Raw genomic sequence first — 17,890 nt, 5'->3', positions numbered from 1 at the left:
GTGGATCATTCACAAAATATTGCCTGTACTTTTCCCTAAGAACTGTGTCGTAAAGGTCACTCACACAGTAACATGGCTATCCCATGAATAAATGTTATTGTTCCCTTATCTGTTCAGGGAATGGGTTTTTAGAAATCCTCTAAGATTTAGTAAAGATAAGATAATAAAATCCACACAGATCGAATATAAAAGATGGTATAAACTTTAAAAATTCACAGGGCCTTTCAATGATTTAACAATAGATCTTTAAGAATCTGGATTTTAAAGTTCTCTCATCATTTAACCTGTGAACCTAAATTCCTGAAAGGGCCAGGATGTAATTCTGATAATATCTTAATTAGATTTCGTATATCATATAAAACCTCTTTCATTTTGAATTTGCGAGATTAGGCTTCCATATTTTCCTAGATAAAAATAATAAACAAAACCTTCTCTTACTTCGTTATTCTTATTCCGTATGAAAATTATTTTCTATTCTTAATTTCAACTGAATTCTAAAAAGTTATTGGAGTTTGACAGAACGATGACAATAACAATTTAAGAGTAAGATTATTTTTCCGTCGTTGATATCTAAATGGGAGGAATTTCCATAAATATTATTGGATTTCTCAACTAAGTCTTGTCTTTTTTTTATTATGTACACCCTTATCTGTGGGTTTGCTAATTTACAAGATCTGCTCTGTGTATGAGCATGAGTCCCAAAAAAGCCCTTAAGGTTTCAAACTTTAATATACGGGCTTTCTTTAGCGGTGTTATTTTCAACTCTATTAAGCAAAGAGAAATAAAATGGGTAAAACTAATGATATTAAAATTGAGAATAAAATCATGTAAAAATACGATTTTTTGATGTTTCCTTCAATGTTGTTTAAATTAGCTTTTCCCTGCACCACTGTACGTTCTGCTTCCTTTACTATTTCCAAAAGTTCTTCTCTCTCAGTCAGCGAAGAAAAAACAAATGTTTTAGTATCTAAACTTGCAACAGCTACTCCAATAATTCTAAACGGTTTGATTGGAGGGTCCGCTTTTTTAAGATTGTCACCCTTGGTTACAATATTATCTTTTCGTAATTCAATTATCCTGTGAGACACATACCTGCTGTCCGAAATGGGTGAATATGCAAGTAAAGGTTCATAAGTGATAATATCTCCCACCTTAAATAGAAACTTATCGTCTGTAAGATATGTAATAAGGTAATCCCCTGAATACAGTGTAGGAAACATACTCTTGCCAATAATCTTATGAATAGCGAAAGAGGTTCCTATTTGCAAATTATCAAAGCGCTTTGAATTCTTATGTATTGCTATCGACTTCGCCAATTCAAATGTAGGATATAGCAAAGAGAAAAACGCCAAGAGAAGCAATTCAAAAGTTAGGGTCTGTTCATATTTCCCGCCTCCAGCCAGCACTATAAATAGAAAAATTCCAGCCCAAAAAGAGGGCAAAATAAGCTTTTGTAAAGGAAAAACTTTTCTAACAAGAATGTCATATAAAAAAGCAGTATAAATAATAATAACTATTACGTCAAACAGATAGATGGCATGAAACCAATTCTGGGAATTAATGTTGGGAAGGAGAACAAGTTCTGATTCTATGGGCCACGCTACAATAAAAGCATAGATGGAGAGTATAATTCCAAATAATATAACTTTCTTTGAATATAACATCGTTCTTATAAAATCGTAAGTTCTATTTCTTGTAATCATGGATGTAAAGAATGTGTAAAAAATTAAAAACGCAGACCCAGTTGCAAGGCTTGTTCCTATCAACTCTAGTAAAAGTTGAGGCAATATGGAATTGTAATGTCCAGTAGTGATAAGATATAGTAATATGGGTGTTGTTATAAGGCTATCTGAAAGGATTGCCCCTAGAGTCGGTAAAAGAAGAAAGAAAGACCCTATTAATATCTCTGCCAAAAAAACAGAGTTGTGTATTATTATTAAAGAGGGATATTGAAACTGAGATGTATTTGTAACCATTATATGTCCACTTCCAACTAAAATATTTAACAAATGCGGAATGTGGTATACTATTTCTGCGAAAATAAAGGAGCCTGTAAAAATAATGAAAAAATATATAGCCCCAAGTATAAACGTAACATTTGGTGAAAGTGATCTATTAGTTATTCTTTTATTTCTAATGAACAGGAAAATTGGAATGATTAAAGTTACATCTATTAAAGAATTGATAACCATATTAACCAATGGTGTCTTTTTTCCATTGAGTATTGAACTTATTTTATTAAACAAGATGAAAAGAGTAAAAATAATAGCCCCTATGATTGAGTATCTTATTACTGCACAATTCACTATAAGTGGAAATAATCGCAATATATCCAAAGTTAGCAAAACTATGAAAATGGTAGTAAAATACTCACACACATAGAAAATAATGCCGGAAACTTTGTTATTTGTCAAAATCACTAACCCTCATTTAAGAAAAAAATTTAATTAATAAATAATTTGTTCTAGACCGCAACTGCAATTATGCCAGCAAGTAGAACCAATGCCCATGGCCCCATCCAATCTATTATAGTAGTGTCGACAAGTGCCGCAGCCGCTGCTGTTCCAAGAACAGATCCTACTGTGACATTACTCAAAATCGCAATAGCCGCACCACTGCTTATTCCTAGAGCCGACAAACCAACTACAGCAGATTGAAAGCTTATCCACCCTTTTGAATATGCTACCACTATCGAGCTTCCAAACAAGCTTACTCCGGCAAAATGCAAAATCAGCAGCAGAGAAACCCCAGCAATTGCCATTACGCCAAAATAAAATAGAAGGCGCATATCTAAGTAAGCCGAGTTTCTTTTATAGATATTCGACTCCATAAACATTAATTACTTATTTATATATATATATATTACTATTCTACTATTACCCACTAACTGATTTAAATTTATAGAAGGTACCGGCCATCCTTGTTAAAAAAAAGAAGATAAAGTGGCCACCCTGACAAAAATAGGTAAATAATGTCCCTAAATTCTAATTCTTGATTTGACACCCTTGTATCATTAGTAACGATTGTGGTATGAGAACTCATAGATTCATTGGGCTCTCCATTGCCTGGTATATCTTAAATATTACAGGAAGGAAACTTGTTAATTTTATGTGCTTATTTATAACTGTATATGTGCCTGACATTATTGGTTTAAGTCGTTCAAGGCCAATGCCATCTCGTGTTCCACTGAGAGGTCACTAAGTGCCTTAAACTCTTTGTACAATTAGAGGGAATTTGACTCAATCAGATTCATCAATAAATCATGCTCATTAAATGGTTCCATATGGCCTTTATATTCCCTGTATTTAATATAAAAAATATTTGATTTTGTCCTCTTTTAGAGAGTGTTTTCAGTGTTTCCTCTTGATTAAAAAGTCTGTGAGCCACATCAGAAATTCTTTATTCTCTTCCTTCCCCTCTATCTTTGCAAGGTATTTTTTGGCTGAATCTGCAAGATTTTCAACAAGTCGTTTTGAGAATTCGAGAGATCCTGTTTTTATAACTATCTGTCTCACATAATTGAATTCTTCATCTGTAACATTTCCGGAACTGAGGATCCTTTCGATATCATTTTTGAACCTGCCATTATCGTGCTCCATCGCCTTTATCATCAAGAGAGTCTGTTTTCCCTCGTTCACATCACTCTTGGCGGGTTTTCCTATTTCCTCATCAGTTCCGTAGAGACCAATTATATCATCCACCAGCTGAAAAGCAAGTCCAGCGAGATTTCCGTAAGCCCTGATTAATTTTATCTGATTTTCATTTCCTGACAGGTAGGCTCCCATCACCATGGGCCCTTCAATTGTATACCTTGCTGTCTTTCTGAGGTGTATACGAACAAGGTCATTTGATTTTAATTTAATTCCAGCTGATGAAAGCATATCAAGACCCTCTCCGTATCCTGTAACTTTGATTGTTTCCGTCATCTCTTTAATTGCCTTTATCTTCAACTCAAGTGGGAAGTCCGCTCTAATCAGGGCATCATAAGTATAATCAACAGCCAGATCTCCCGCAACAATTGCAAGGCTCATACCCATATGTTCCCTTTCCTTAATATCCCCAATGAGGTCCTCCATCCTTCTGTGAAAACTTTTCTTTCCCCTTCTCAGATCGCTTTTATCCATTATATCATCATGTATGAGAAAAAAGGACTGAGAAAGCTCAAATGAAATTGCAGCTTTGTAAATCTCTTCAGAGGTACCACCCAACATTTTAAATGTCTGCACAACAAATATTGGCCGTAATCTTTTTCCACCTTCAATCGTATATCTTTTGAGCTCTTCCACAACCTTTTCCATATTTTTGTCTCGGATTGAGGGGATTATTGAATTGAAATAATCAGAGAGCGCAGCATTTATCTTCTCTCTCTCCCTGTTCATAATATCTGTGAATTTTTTATCCATATCATTCATATAAGGATGAATGTAAGTATGGTATTAATTCATTTATTCCTTTTTTAAAATCATATCTGTATTATATGCAAAAAAACATACCGTAAAGTGAGCATTTATTGTGGAATGGATGAGGCAGGAAGAGGACCTGTTATCGGGCCCATGGTAATAGCCTCTGTTGTTTCTGATGATGAAACAATGAAAAAGGCAGGAGCAAAAGATTCAAAACAGCTTACACCTGGCAGAAGGGAATATATTTTTGAGAGAATAAAAAATGAGGCAATTGAGATAAAATATGTAATAATAAATTCATCTGAAATTAACTCATTCATGAAGAAAAATAACCTGAATGAACTTGAATTCAAAAAATACAAGGAACTTATTGAAATTATTGACTGTGATCATTTTGTTATTGACTCCTTTGATGTGAGTGAAGAGAGATTGAGTACCCAACTTTCGGATTTGACAGGAAAAAAAGTTTCTTGCTTCCACAGGGCTGATAAAAACTTCCCTGTGGTTTCTGCAGCTTCCATTGTAGCAAAACACTACAGAGAGAGTGAAATGGAAAAAATAAGAAGAAAATATGGTGATTGTGGTTCAGGATATCCTTCAGATCCTAAAACAATTGAATTTCTAAGAGATAATGTAAACAATGAAAGACTGGTGGATGAGATAGTGAGGAGAGAGTGGATCACCTTCAAAAGGATGAGGAAATAATAAAAAATCAGAAGCTGTATATACCCTCTTCTGCCACAAATTTCTTTCTTGCAAGCTCCATCATTCTTCTGGTAAAGAGTATGGAGAAAATAACAACAACAATTCCAAAAAGAAATGATGCCCATGCCGCAAGGGCTATATTACCGCTGTCAGTTGCAACATCAAGAACTTTCATAAGACCTGTGTGTACCTGTAGAGTTTTACCGCCTGCTATATCCGGCCAGTATTCTCCTATGACCAAACCCCCCCAAGCACTGTTAATAGTTGAAGATAAACCTGCAACTATATATGGAAATGTGGACGGTAAAATCACATATCTCAATTTCTGCCAGAAATTCATATTAAGGTTTTTCATAACCTCATTATAATCCTTTGGCATTGCCTTTACCCCCATCCAGAAACTGTAAAGAATGTAGTAGAAAGTGGATATAAAACCAAGGAAAAGAACAAAAATTTCATAGGTAAAGGTTCCGAATATGGAAATGACAAATGGAAGTATACCTATAAACAGAAAAGGGAAGTAAACGGGAGCCGGATATGCACTTAAAACCTCGATCAATGGAATTCCTATCTTTTCTGCATATTTTCCTGTTGCAAGTTTATACCCCGCAAAAACAGCAATAACAAAACTTATCAATGTTATTACTGCCACTCGTATGTAATCTATTCCAAGGGAATATAAAAGGAAGGGCGTCTTTGAAAGAAGATAATTCCACTCCCCCGTACTAACTGACATTATTAGTTTTACTGATGAATAAATAAGATAGATAAGAACTGCAAGAGATATAATACCTGCAACTTTGAACACATAACTTTTGCTTTCCCTTCCCTGTAATGCTTCCATTTGCACATCTACCATCCTCTCCCTCTGTTTATTGTACGTTGCAAGCCTCTCAAGTGGGTTTATATTGCTCAATGATGAAAGTCGGGACGCAATTCTTATCCTTGTTTTCCCCCTTCTTTTTATCTGCGGATCAGTATCAAGTGTATATTTTGCGGCGATTCTCTCTGTTATTTCCCTCAAAATCAACACTGAGGCTATAATTATGATTGAGAGGATTAGCAATGTGGTATACTCAAGTGTTAGATTCCCATAAAATAATGTCAGCACATAGCCTATTCCAAATGTTTCATAGGTATTTGCTCCAACTGAGAACACCTCACTTACTGTTATGTAAAAAAAAGCATCTGCAAAGCTAGGAAATATGTTTGCGGCAATTCTTGGTAGGGAAAATGGGATATAAATGTACCTTAACTTTTTCCATAGACTGAAATTATAATTCTCCCCCACCTCCGCATAATCCGGTGGTATTGTCTTGAATGCCTGATATTCAGCCAACCAAATATTCCATACTACTGCCGTAAAAACCAGAAAATCTGCAGCCAATTCAACTCCAAGGGGACCTCCAATATTAGAAACAAATATTATTAGAACGATTGGAAAAAAACTTATTACAGGAACGCTTTCAAACACTTCACTAAGTGAAATAAATATGTTCTCAAAATACCTGTTTTTTATTGAGGCATATGCTAAAATAAATCCTGACAGAATTGACAGGAGTATAAGAAAAAATACACGTACCGTTGTTGCAACGGTTGCCAGGATTATTAGAATAATGTCGGAAAAAAAAGTCATCACTTGGACCTCCTTGTGAGTAGATTATACAACATATCCAGATATTGGTCAAATCTGCTGTCTTTATGATTTCTTGGCCTTTCCAGATCAACTTCAACAACACCCACAACCGTTGCAGGATTTCCATTTATAACTATAATTGTATCAGATAATTCTATTACTTCGGTAAGATTGTGAGATACCATAATCACATTTTCCAGGTAACTGTTCTCTTCGTTAAAAAGTATTCCATAAATATCCTGTCTCAGACCTTCTGCAGTAAGTTCGTCCAGATGGGCGAAAGGCTCATCCATGAGAAGAACCTTTGGTTCAGCTGCCAAGGATCTTGCTATGGAAACCCTCTGCCTCATACCCCCACTCATTTCTTTTGGATAAAGGTCCTCAAACCCAGATAAGCCCACCATTTCCAGAGCTTTTTTTGATTTTTCCTCAACCATGGCTTTGTCAAATTTTTTAATTTTTAATGATAGGGCAACATTATCCAATGCGGTCATCCAGGGGAAGGTTACTATTGATTGATGCACCATGGAAATTAGAGGGGTGGGTTTTCTTATCTCTATATTATGAAACATAATCTTTCCAGAATTTGGCTTTATAAATCCACCTAAAAGACGGAGAAGGGTGGATTTGCCAACACCAGAAGGCCCAACTATTGAAACAAACTTCCTTGCCTGTAGACTAAAATTAATGTTCTTAAAAACTGTATAACCGTTATCGTACCTGAAATCGAGGCCCAAAACCTCAAACGTTGTTCCAAGTAACCACCCTTATTGGGCATCGGTTTATGATATAAAATTATTAAGAAAAGTAATTCACTTTTCTTTCAGATATTTTTCCCCCCATTTTTGAAGCGCTGCAATAACTGGTTTTATATCATTTCCTTTTTCTGTTACAGAATACATTATGGTGACAGGCTGCAAAGATAACACTTCCCTTTTTATAATTCCCAGTTCCATTAGTCTTCTCAAAATTCTTGACAAGGTTCTTGAACTTATCCCATCTGCCTCTCTTAATATTTCATTGAATCTCATTGGTTTTTCTACAAGTGATTTTAGTATGATAAGCTCCCATCTTCCCCCAATTATCTTAACTGTTTCCACTACGGGACATATATCGTTCATCGGAGATTTTTCATTTATCATAATAACAAAATTACATTAAGTTATTTAAATGATTTTGCTTTAATATTCTATAAATTAAGATTCAAGACCTATAAATTTGGCTAACAGTGAAATTCCAAATACTATTAACTGACACACTAGAATAACAACACTGAAAAAATATGCTATGAATAGCATTGATGTTCCTACCTGAAGCGATGAACCAAATGCTGAATAATAACTGGGTGTTATCTGATCATAGAAGTAGACATATAAAAGGTAAAGAATCAATGATAATACTCCATTTATTATTATTGGAAATACTCTCTTTGGTAGCTTAATCATGAAATCCTATCCATATGATAAATACAATATTTTACTTTTTCTAAATATGAATTACCTTTGATTATACAATATATGAGAGAAAAATTCCTGTTATAATAAAAAGCCCACCAATTCCTGCATATATCAGGGTCATGATCAACTGTTCTTTATTTATTCCTGTCTTTTCCTTTTCATCTATTTTTGCCTTAGCTTGCATCATAGCCTGAATGTATTTCTTCTCTCCAAAGTCATAGAACGCCCCAAAGAAAAATAGAACCATACCCGCTAGTATGAAAAAAAGAGGCAGATCAGATGCTATTGCTGTGAATCCTAAAAAATAGAGAAGAAGATCAACAAGAGTCATGGAAATTAAAAGTGCAAGAGGAGGGGTGGATAACCTTAACCTTACCTTCCTCTTTTCCCTTCTTCTTATTAGTTCATCCTCAGTTTCCGGATAAGTCGTCTCCATCTATTTCCTCTACAACCTCATACATTTCATTGTATGTAAATTCCACCTCATTTCTTTTCAGTTCATTCTGTTTGAAGAAGCACTTGTATACCCTACCCTGATCCTCAATTTCTGGTGGATCCTCTTCTTTGCATTTGTCCTTTCTGTACACACATCTTGAATAAAATCTGCATCCTGGCTTAGGATTTATTGCATTTCCGATTTCACCTATAATATCGATCTGACGATTTGACCAGTTTGGATCTATGCTAGGGACGGATGATATTAGTGCTTTAGTGTATGGATGCATTGGATTTTTTATAACGTCCTCGGCTGGACCATATTCAACAATCTGTCCCAGATACATGATAAGAAGTGTGTCAGAAACATATCTTGCAGAGGCTATATCATGTGAAATGTATAGGATAGATGTGTTATATTTTTCCTTCAGTTCTAATAGAAGATTTAGAATATTTGCCCTGATTGAAACGTCAAGCATAGAGATTGGTTCATCTGCCACTATAAATGATGGATTTAATGTTATAACTCTGGAAATACACACCCTCTGTCTTTCGCCTCCGGATAGTTCATGTGGATATCTGTCAAGATAGTTTTCAGGTGGTCTCAGATTTGCCACACTAAGAGCATTTATAACCTCTTTGTTCAGGTCAAAGTTTTCATCCTCTCCCCTCATCTTTCTTCTGCTCATTATTGTATCTCTTTGTATTATGAGTGGTTCAGAAACAATATCAAACACTGCCATTTTTGGATCTATTGAATCGTATGGATCCTGAAATATTAATTGGGCCTCTGATCTGAATATTTTATAGAGCTCTCCTGATTTCCATACACTGTTAACATCAAGATAGATCTCATCCTTTTGCCTTAGTTCATTAGCCATTTTCTCATCCATCTTTTTCAGATCCTTTTCCAGTTTGGCCTCAATTTTTGAACTTGTTTCAGATTGTTCTGAAAGCAAGGCATGTGGATTTTTTATCTTGAAATAGATTTTACCTGATGTAGGTTTAATAGCATTCACCAGCAATCTTCCAAGTGTTGTCTTTCCAGAACCGCTTTCTCCTACTACACCAACTATGGAACCTTTTGGTATTTTTATGTTAACCTTTTCAACAGCATGTACCACAGGTCTGTTTGCCCCTCCAAAAAGATTTGTTCCCAAATCTGAATGAACGAAAAAGTATTCTGATAGATCTTCAGTGTAGATTAATGGTTCATTTTCATTAGATGTCTTTTTTTCTCCCTTTAATTCTCCCACATTTTTTATCATTTCATTGAATTTTTCAAGATAAATCCCTTCGTCCACTTCATTATAGTGACATAGAGAATAATGCTCCTCACCAATTGTTTTTATTGTTGGCTTTTCCTTGGTACATATATTCTGTGCCATGAAACATCTTGATGCGAAATAACATCCTTCCGGAGGATCTAAAAGATCTGGAACTGCCCCAGGAATTCCCATTATTCTGGACTTTTCTTTTGTTAGTGATGGATAGCTTTTCAACAATGCATATGTGTAAGGATTGTTTTGATTGAGAAATATGTATTCAGGAGATCCATATTCCATTATCCTTCCTGCATACATCACCGCTACAAAATTTGCTAGCTGTGATACCACACCAACATCGTGTGATATTATTATCATGGATTTTATTATTCCATCATCTTTGAGTTTTTTCAACTCTCTTATGATTTTAGCCTGAGTGATAACATCGAGACCGGTTGTTGGCTCATCTGCAATTACAACTTTTGGATTAAGACAAAGTGCCATTGCTATGATACCTCTCTGTTTCATTCCTCCACTCAATTCATGTGGATAGGAATCTAAAAACTTTGGATTGAAACCGGCCTTTAAACAGCTTGATTCTATCATTATTGATTCTAAATATTTCCTTTTCTCCATGTCATTCATTTCTTTTACTTTGGCTTTTGCTTCCATTATTATTTCATTGTATATCCTTTCCTCAACCTGCTTGAACTGTTTTTCATCATCTCCTGAATATTCCCTGATAGCCATATCATATGCCCGCGCTCTGTAGACCTTTTCATCAAAATATTCTCTCTCTCCATATTTGGAAAGATCTTTGAAGATATCATGAAACTGGAATACTTCATGCATCTGTCTTCTTATTGTGTGAACGGGATTAAATGCATTCATTGCACCCTGGAAAATCATTGATATTTCTCCCCATCTTACATTTGCAAGTCTCTGATCAACTTTCTTTATTGCCCTTGCCTTAAGTATTTTTTTAAGAAGATTTCGATTTTTTGTAACACTCTCTATATTCCTTTTTCTTGTTTTAAGTAGCCTGATGATCTCTTCTCTGTCCATGCTTTCAATTTTTATTTCATCATCTTTTCCATCTTTCTTTTTATCCAAAGGATCTTGATTTTCATTTTCAAGTTTCATTTCAATTTCTTCTTTTTCCAGTTTCTTTGTCTCTTTTACATCAATATTATCTTCTTTTGATGCTATTATCTGTTTAATAGTCTCCAATTCAACACTTTCACCGTTCTCTAACTTTAGTATTAGTTCTCCAAGTTCATCAATTAAATGCTGATAATGCTCTGATAATCTGGCCTCTTCACCTCCAACTGAAAGTTCCATACCTAAATATCTTATAGAACCTTCAACCTCGGCGTTTTCTGCCAGTAATCCCAGAATAGACATTGCAATAGTAGATTTGCCTGATCCACTCTCACCAATTAAACCAAGTATTTCTCCCTCTCGCAATTCCAGATTTATGTCGTCAAGGGCATGAACCATACCCTCCACTGTCCTGAAGTTTACTTTTAAATCTTTTATCTCAATAAGTGTTCTATTTTTCATAAGTTGTTTTAGCATTTTTTCACCTCTTTCTCAATCTTGGATTAACCACTTCGTCAAGTGCCCTTGAAACAAATATGAATGCTACCAAGAAAAGGGTAAGTGCGATAACTGGAGGCCATACCCACTGTGGTTCAGTGGCAACATAGAAATAATCAGAATAAACACTGTTCAGCATTCCACCCCATGTGGATACATCAAGTGGAGCCAGTCCAAGAAATTCAAGTCCTGACACTGCGCCAACACCTCCACTTATAGATAGTGCAAGCAGATAAACGAGCAAGGGGCCCAGATTTGGTAATATATGTCTTCTCATTATTCCGGTGCTTTTTGATCCAAATATTTTACTGGCATCGACATAGGACCTCGAGGCAACACCCCTCACAAGACCGATCAATGTGAAGGCTGAAAAGGGCCAGCTTATTGCACTCACAATAATGATAAGGTCAGCAAAGTTTGCCTCTCCAGGAATTACTGATGCAAGAGCAATAAGAAGTGCTAGTCCTGGAATAAGATATAGTGAAAGTGAAGCAGTTTCAATTGCAGCTCCTATGAGTCCCCCTTTATAACCTACGTAAAGGGAAACCAGTAGGGAAAGAATTATTGTTATTAATCCTATTGTTAATCCAAATATCCAGTCATTATAGAAACTCTCCATAAACCAGGACCATACATCATGCCCATAGTAAGTTGTTCCTAGGTATAATGGAGTGCCAGAGGCTGTTTTTGCCATTGGTGGTATTGGGGTTACAGACTTTGCATTTGAGTCGTATATGTATATGTATTTAAGGTTTGAAACAAAAGCAATTTCTGAAAAGCCAGAGGCTCTGTCGCTGAATGATATGGGTGTTGATGTAGAAGATGGAACTGGAGTAACCTGTGCAGTCCATAAAAACGATCCATTGAATGATAAACCACCTGAACTGAAGGATAATGCGAATGACAGCACCTTTCCATCGTTGGATACAAAAATTAAAGAATCTGACTCACTGTTATAAGAAGCTGGACTATAAAATAAACCCGAATTAGGAGGTAATAGTGAGACTTTCTTTTCATAGTTTCCAGAAAGTGTTAAATTGAAAATGTAAGCTTTGGAATTAGACATCAAAACAACATATGTAGGAAGACCTGAAGATCCTGGAGTCGTGGACACTGATGTCAATGGAATGGTAGATTTAAAAAAGTTTAAAACTGTTCCGTTTGTCATCGAAATCATTGATGCTTCATAAGTGTTATTTATAAAGTAGACTGGATTATTACCTGTATAACTGGATTGATAGTCAAATGGGATATATAGGGATTCGTTAGGATTTATGTTCAGACCAGATACCTGCCAGGCCTTTGTTCCGTTAACATAGAAAGATTCTATTGATGTCTTATTGTATATCAATATTCTGGCATCACTATAATACTGACTTGAAGGTAAATCGGAACCAAACATTTCAATGTTATATATGTTATTAAGATCTATCTTTACAGGTGCGAATATTCTGTTTAATGGACTGACATTATATCCATTTAAATAAAAGGAACTTGAATTTGATGTTATAAAGAAGTACTGTGCGGGAACAAGTCCTATACCTGGAGAGTAATCAAATGCAGGATTATTGTAGCTTATTGTCAAACCATTTATTGAAACACCATTAGAAACAGAATGATTAAAAAATACCCCGCTATATGTAATATTTTCGTATAAATTAAATACAGGAGTGAAATAATTTTGAGAATAGTAGAATATACTTCCAACTACTATTTTACCGTTACTTAAAGGCATGAATAAGAATCTTTCAATTGAGTATCTCGTATTAGGAGATAGTCCTTGGAAAGTTTCCTTATAATAGGTGCCGTTAGTGTATGAAACCATTGTTGGACAATACATTTTTTCTGATCCGGTAAGATTTGCATTGTAAATTATTTTATATTCCCCTAAATGGCTATTAGTTCCTTGTTGACCAAGTGAATAATAGTAAAAAGTACCATTTGAAAGACCAAAGTATATAGCACTTGTCCCCTCATTGTTTACATCAGTTGAATATGGTCCATAGATTGTAATATTACTTTTTACATTCAAATGGTTTTGATTTATCTCATCTACTATTGTTGTATCTACTCCTGGTGCTATAAAATTGTAGTTTGGATTTGGCGTGGCAAGGGGTGCCAACAATGCTATAACAACAAATGCAAGCAAAATCCATACTCCAGCCTTTCCATACCAGCTGGAATAGAATATCTTGACTTGCCTCCACAATCTTTTCCATCTGATGGGTATTTGTCTTTTTTCAGTATTCATTTATACACACCTCAAACCTTAATTCTTGGATCTAGCCAAGCATGTATATAATCTATCATAGAATATGCAATAATAGTCATTAATGAAATAACAAATGTTGCAGCTTCAGATAGAGGATAGTCTTCCTTTAGAACTGCATTATAAAGAAGTGGACCCATTCCTGGCCAATCAAATATTATTGCTACTAGTAAAGAACCACTGATTAGGAATGAAATCTGAAGGGCTAATCTTGTTGTAACGGGTATAATTGCAATTCTTGCAGCATGTCTCCGTAGAATGGCCTTACCTGAAACCCCTTTAGCTTTTGCAGTAAGTATGTGATCCTCACCAAGAGTTGAGACCATTGCTGCCCTCATTGTTATCATATGACCAAACATTTCTATTACCAACAGCGAAATGAAAGGCATTGCAATGTGATATAACAGGTTTACAAAACCTGCAGGTGTAAATGTGGTGACCTCACTATAAGGAACGTTTGCATATAATGGAAACAGCCCTGTATAATATGAAACATAAAGAAACAGAAGAATCGCAATTATAAAATATGGAACTGAGTTCAAGGCCAGTGCAGTACTCAAAATTGCAGATTCTTTTTTAGTTCCTCTTATCCTTGATATGTATATTCCAAGAGGCACTCCTATAACATAGGACAATATTGCAGTTGAACCTGTCAATACCAGGGTATAAGGAAGAGCAAGTGAAATCTCCTCTGCTACTGTTTCTCCAACATTTATGTAATCTTTACCCCAATTGAAAGTGAACATCTGATAAAGGTATGTTTCAAAGTCCTGAAGCGAAAATTTTCCATGAGACAGCCCCAATTCAGCACATATTGCCTCTTTGGTTTGGGCTGTTATTGGGTGACCGTTCTTTTCAATTCCTTTAAAAAAAAGCTCTGCAGGGTTTCCTGGCATCAGACGAAAAACAACAAAAGTTAAAACTGTCATGATGATAACAAGAGCCACATCTTGTATGATCTTTCTCATCAACAGATACTTATTCATGCTAAATCCACAGTACAATCACTTAATATAAAGATTATGGTAATTGTATTTCACTATTTAAAATAAATATTCTTAAAATAAATATTTAAAAAGTTTAAAAAAATATTATTTATTATTTATTTTTAATTTAGCTTTTTCTTTCTTCCATTTAACACAACCGCTACAACTCCCACAACCACTATTACTGCTACCACTGCGCCTATTATGTAGTAAATTGTGTAATTTGGTGCTGATGTTGTTGTGGTTGGGTTAAGCAGAGATACTAGTGTTGAATTTGTTCCTTCATAGAATATTGATTTGTTAGTAGTTGGGTAATACTTTGCAAGTACGCTTATTGTAACGTTCTGTATGGATACAGGAACGACAGCTCCGGTTGCATTACAGGTCTTCATATCCTCTGCAAGATATGGAGCGACTTCGAATTCCCATGTTACCTGACCAGCACTGTTAGTGGTTAAATTGTTGGAAGTTACGTTAAGGAAACCTCCGTATGGTGCATCAAATCCAACAAGTACGGTTGCACCCTGTACGGCTTTTGTACCATTGAGAACTGTTATGGTTACATTACCGTACTGTCCTGCCTTGTAACTTGTACCAGGAGATACTGAGAGATCCACGGTCAGATTACCTGAGGACTTGGAAACAGCGCTTGTCTTATGTTCAACTGAGAAGAAAGTCCAGTACCAGTAATCATACATTGCAAGTGAGTCTGTGAAAGAGTAGTTTGTAAATGTGCTTGTCTGAAGTGGAACAAGATCTGTTCCATAGCCCGTGTTAATCATGTAGGCTTCCTTTATCATTAGAGTCTGTAAGTTATCAACTATTTTGACAGCCTGTGAGAAGTTGTCTGTGTTAACGAGGGTTGTTGTCTGAGTGTTAAAGTATGCCTGCACCTGTGGACCTGTCATCAACTGTCCATTGATTGTACATGATGAGAAAGGTCCTACAAAGTCATCCAGAGGAATACCGTAAACAGGGTTCAGTGATTCCTCGCAGTCTAATGCTGGATCGCCAACAGCTGTGGATATTCCAAGGACTCCTATCTGGTAAAGGTTGCTAGGTGAGGTCACAACGTTTGATGTGCTGTTGTATACCATTGCACCTATTGTTCCATCTATATTGGCTTCAAGTGTGGTAAATGCTTCTTCTTTCAAAGTTGTTGCTATTCCCAGCTTGTTCCAGCAGGAGAATGTAGCTTCAATTGTTTCTATGTTGTTTGGAGCAACTGAACCAACGGTTGTCTGAACGGTTAGCGATACTGGAGTTCCTAGATATTCCAGTGTACCACTGCTTGTATATGACATTCCAGGTATTGATTCTATCAACTGCTTGGCCTTTGCCATATTCTCAGTGTACATTGGTGCTGATGAGTTTACAAACAATGTGTTTGTTGGATTAATTGGGTTGGAGGATGGTATTGCATAACCCTGAGCTATTGTAGTGTCTATATAGTTGTAAGGAACAGCATAATTCAGGGCCTGCCTGAATGCAGTAATATTCAATGGGGCTACAGCTGTGTTTAACCTGAAATATCCATAAGCACTTGATGTTTTGTGATATATGTATACTCCTGGTGTTGATTCCAATTCTGGTAAGAAGTTCGGAGTTGGTGCTAGGAAAGTAGTATCAATCTGCTGTTTGGTGAATGCAGCAATCATGTCTGACTCTGATGAGTATATTATCATATCCACTGCATAAATTCTTGGTGTGTACTGCCTCAATCCACTTGAAGCGTTTGCATACTGTACAAAGTAGTGTGGGTTCACATACATTATTTCATAGTGAGATGGTATAATCGCACCCTGAGGCATTTCATAGCCGTTTGTTACCATGAATGGACCTGTTCCAACAAGGCCAGGGACTGCACCTGTCTTCTGGTTCCAGCCAAGGTTCCATCCTTCATATCCTTCGCCTGAGGTTCCATTGTTCCACTTGCTGGATGAATTGAACAATCCACTAACTGTTGTAAAATCGTGATGTACCCATATGTGGTATGGTAGGATATCATTTGTGAAATCTGATGTTATAAGAAGGTTCTTGTTAGTAACATAAAATGCCACTGTCAGATTGTTAACTGGCACAACATTAACAACGCTTGGCCATATACCCAGGGATGCTTCCATTCTCCATGAAAGAACAACATCTGGAGACTGCAGGTAGTATGTTTTAGCTGTGACGTTAGCCCATGTATAGTTAAAGTATGTCTTGTTTCCATTATAGTAGAAGCAGGTATGGTTACCAAAAGTGTATGTTGATGATGCGTTTGCTGCGTTCCAGTCAGTCCACTGTACGTAAGGTCTCAGGTGAATTGTGTATATGTATGAATAGTTCATCCATGAATTTTTTTCTATATCGTATGTTGTGTGGTTCATTGATGTGTTTACAGCTGTAACTGTTGCAGGACCATCTGCCAGCCAAGGAATTCTTGTACCATTTGGAAGCTGGTTGTACAATGAATCGTATATCTCATCGATAACAAAAACATCACAATATGTGTTTGCAGTGAAGTAATTCAAGGTGTTCGGGTTACAATCATTCCCGATTGTAAAAGTTCCATTTGTATAGGTGGGTTCCTGCATAGTCGTGGTTGGCATCGTCCAGGGTGTGCTTGATGTGGTGGGCACATTTCTGCTCACTCCATAACTTTTGTCTGAACTTAATGGATGACTTACATTAGCTGCCTGATTGGTGGTAGGGGTCAATGCACCCAAACCAGCCATCACGGCAAACGATGTTGCCACCATAAGAATAGACAAAATAGCTGCAATTGCTACTTTCTTTCTATCCATAAATGGTTATGTTAAATTTTATATATAAATGTTATTCATTATCATGTTTTATTTTTTTAATTCATTTCTTGATAAATCCTTATTGATTTATTTGCTTTGTAGATGATGTAATAAAAATTTAATCAAGCAATACATCATAGTTTTTATTTTTTTTAAACGAATAAGTTTCTTTTAACCTATTAATGTTTAAAATAAAATGCATAAAATCATAGTGTCCCAAATGTTGTGTATTTATAAAGGATACCTCCTTTGGAACATTTCCTTAATCTCATCAATGCATTTATAATATCCCCTCAATGATCTCATTGACCATTTGTCATTTATCTCTGCTGCTCTCAGATAAATG

General features: G+C 35.8%; 14 protein-coding genes. 2 read left to right on the top strand and 12 right to left on the bottom strand.

Going from position 1 to position 17,890, the window contains the following annotated elements:
• Positions 1 to 767: 767 nt before the first annotated feature.
• Positions 768 to 1,976, bottom strand: a complete 1,209-nt coding sequence (locus tag ACNF4Z_RS07215) for a S26 family signal peptidase (protein ID WP_458328566.1) — start codon at positions 1,974 to 1,976, stop codon at positions 768 to 770.
• Positions 1,977 to 2,016: 40 nt separating this feature from the next.
• Here ACNF4Z_RS07215 and ACNF4Z_RS07210 point away from each other — a divergent pair, with 40 nt between their 5' ends.
• Positions 2,017 to 2,382 carry a hypothetical protein gene (locus ACNF4Z_RS07210; protein ID WP_458328565.1) on the top strand — a complete coding sequence of 122 codons (366 nt, stop codon included), beginning with the start codon at positions 2,017 to 2,019 and terminating at the stop codon, positions 2,380 to 2,382.
• Positions 2,383 to 2,464: 82 nt separating this feature from the next.
• Here the strand turns inward: ACNF4Z_RS07210 and ACNF4Z_RS07205 are convergent, their stop codons facing one another.
• Entirely contained in the window at positions 2,465 to 2,788 is a 324-nt protein-coding gene (locus tag ACNF4Z_RS07205) for a hypothetical protein (protein WP_458328564.1), read from the bottom strand.
• Positions 2,789 to 3,350: 562 nt separating this feature from the next.
• Positions 3,351 to 4,412 (bottom strand): polyprenyl synthetase family protein, encoded by a 1,062-nt coding sequence (locus tag ACNF4Z_RS07200; protein WP_458328563.1) that lies wholly within the window; start codon positions 4,410 to 4,412, stop codon positions 3,351 to 3,353.
• 87 nt (positions 4,413 to 4,499) lie between these two features.
• Here ACNF4Z_RS07200 and rnhB point away from each other — a divergent pair, with 87 nt between their 5' ends.
• Complete coding sequence (gene rnhB, locus ACNF4Z_RS07195; RefSeq protein WP_458328562.1) at positions 4,500 to 5,108, top strand: ribonuclease HII; 609 nt, start codon at positions 4,500 to 4,502, stop codon at positions 5,106 to 5,108.
• Between the two features lie 7 nt (positions 5,109 to 5,115).
• Here rnhB and ACNF4Z_RS07190 read toward each other — a convergent pair whose 3' ends face one another.
• From ACNF4Z_RS07190 to ACNF4Z_RS07150, 9 genes are all read right to left on the bottom strand, one after another.
• A complete protein-coding gene (locus tag ACNF4Z_RS07190) occupies positions 5,116 to 6,744 on the bottom strand; it encodes an ABC transporter permease subunit (RefSeq protein WP_458328561.1) in 1,629 nt (542 codons plus the stop codon).
• Positions 6,744 to 7,481 carry an ABC transporter ATP-binding protein gene (locus ACNF4Z_RS07185; protein ID WP_458328560.1) on the bottom strand — a complete coding sequence of 246 codons (738 nt, stop codon included), beginning with the start codon at positions 7,479 to 7,481 and terminating at the stop codon, positions 6,744 to 6,746. The genes ACNF4Z_RS07190 and ACNF4Z_RS07185 overlap by 1 nt, the downstream gene beginning before the upstream one ends.
• 75 nt (positions 7,482 to 7,556) lie before the next feature.
• On the bottom strand, positions 7,557 to 7,886 hold the full coding sequence (locus ACNF4Z_RS07180) for a winged helix-turn-helix transcriptional regulator (RefSeq protein WP_458328559.1): 330 nt from the start codon (positions 7,884 to 7,886) through the stop codon (positions 7,557 to 7,559).
• Between the two features lie 54 nt (positions 7,887 to 7,940).
• The gene (locus tag ACNF4Z_RS07175; RefSeq protein ID WP_458328558.1) at positions 7,941 to 8,189 is read right to left on the bottom strand and encodes a hypothetical protein; all 249 of its coding nucleotides are present in this window, start codon (positions 8,187 to 8,189) and stop codon (positions 7,941 to 7,943) included.
• A gap of 61 nt (positions 8,190 to 8,250) precedes the next feature.
• Positions 8,251 to 8,637 (bottom strand): hypothetical protein, encoded by a 387-nt coding sequence (locus ACNF4Z_RS07170; RefSeq protein WP_458328557.1) that lies wholly within the window; start codon positions 8,635 to 8,637, stop codon positions 8,251 to 8,253.
• On the bottom strand, positions 8,612 to 11,479 hold the full coding sequence (locus ACNF4Z_RS07165) for an ABC transporter ATP-binding protein (protein WP_458328556.1): 2,868 nt from the start codon (positions 11,477 to 11,479) through the stop codon (positions 8,612 to 8,614). The genes ACNF4Z_RS07170 and ACNF4Z_RS07165 overlap by 26 nt, the downstream gene beginning before the upstream one ends.
• A 4-nt stretch (positions 11,480 to 11,483) precedes the next feature.
• Positions 11,484 to 13,751: an ABC transporter permease gene (locus ACNF4Z_RS07160; RefSeq protein ID WP_458328555.1), complete on the bottom strand. Its 2,268-nt coding sequence runs from the start codon at positions 13,749 to 13,751 to the stop codon at positions 11,484 to 11,486.
• Positions 13,752 to 13,762: 11 nt separating this feature from the next.
• Positions 13,763 to 14,755 carry an ABC transporter permease gene (locus ACNF4Z_RS07155; protein WP_458328554.1) on the bottom strand — a complete coding sequence of 331 codons (993 nt, stop codon included), beginning with the start codon at positions 14,753 to 14,755 and terminating at the stop codon, positions 13,763 to 13,765.
• Between the two features lie 122 nt (positions 14,756 to 14,877).
• Complete coding sequence (locus ACNF4Z_RS07150; RefSeq protein ID WP_458328553.1) at positions 14,878 to 17,544, bottom strand: ABC transporter substrate-binding protein; 2,667 nt, start codon at positions 17,542 to 17,544, stop codon at positions 14,878 to 14,880.
• Between the last annotated feature and the right edge of the window lie 346 nt (positions 17,545 to 17,890).

Origin of the sequence: Caldiplasma sukawensis, from assembly GCF_052315375.1 — an archaeon.
Lineage (GTDB): Archaea > Thermoplasmatota > Thermoplasmata > Thermoplasmatales > Thermoplasmataceae > Cuniculiplasma.
The sequence above is the reverse complement of the archived record's forward strand: the minus strand, read 5'-3'. Positions and strand labels throughout refer to the sequence as shown.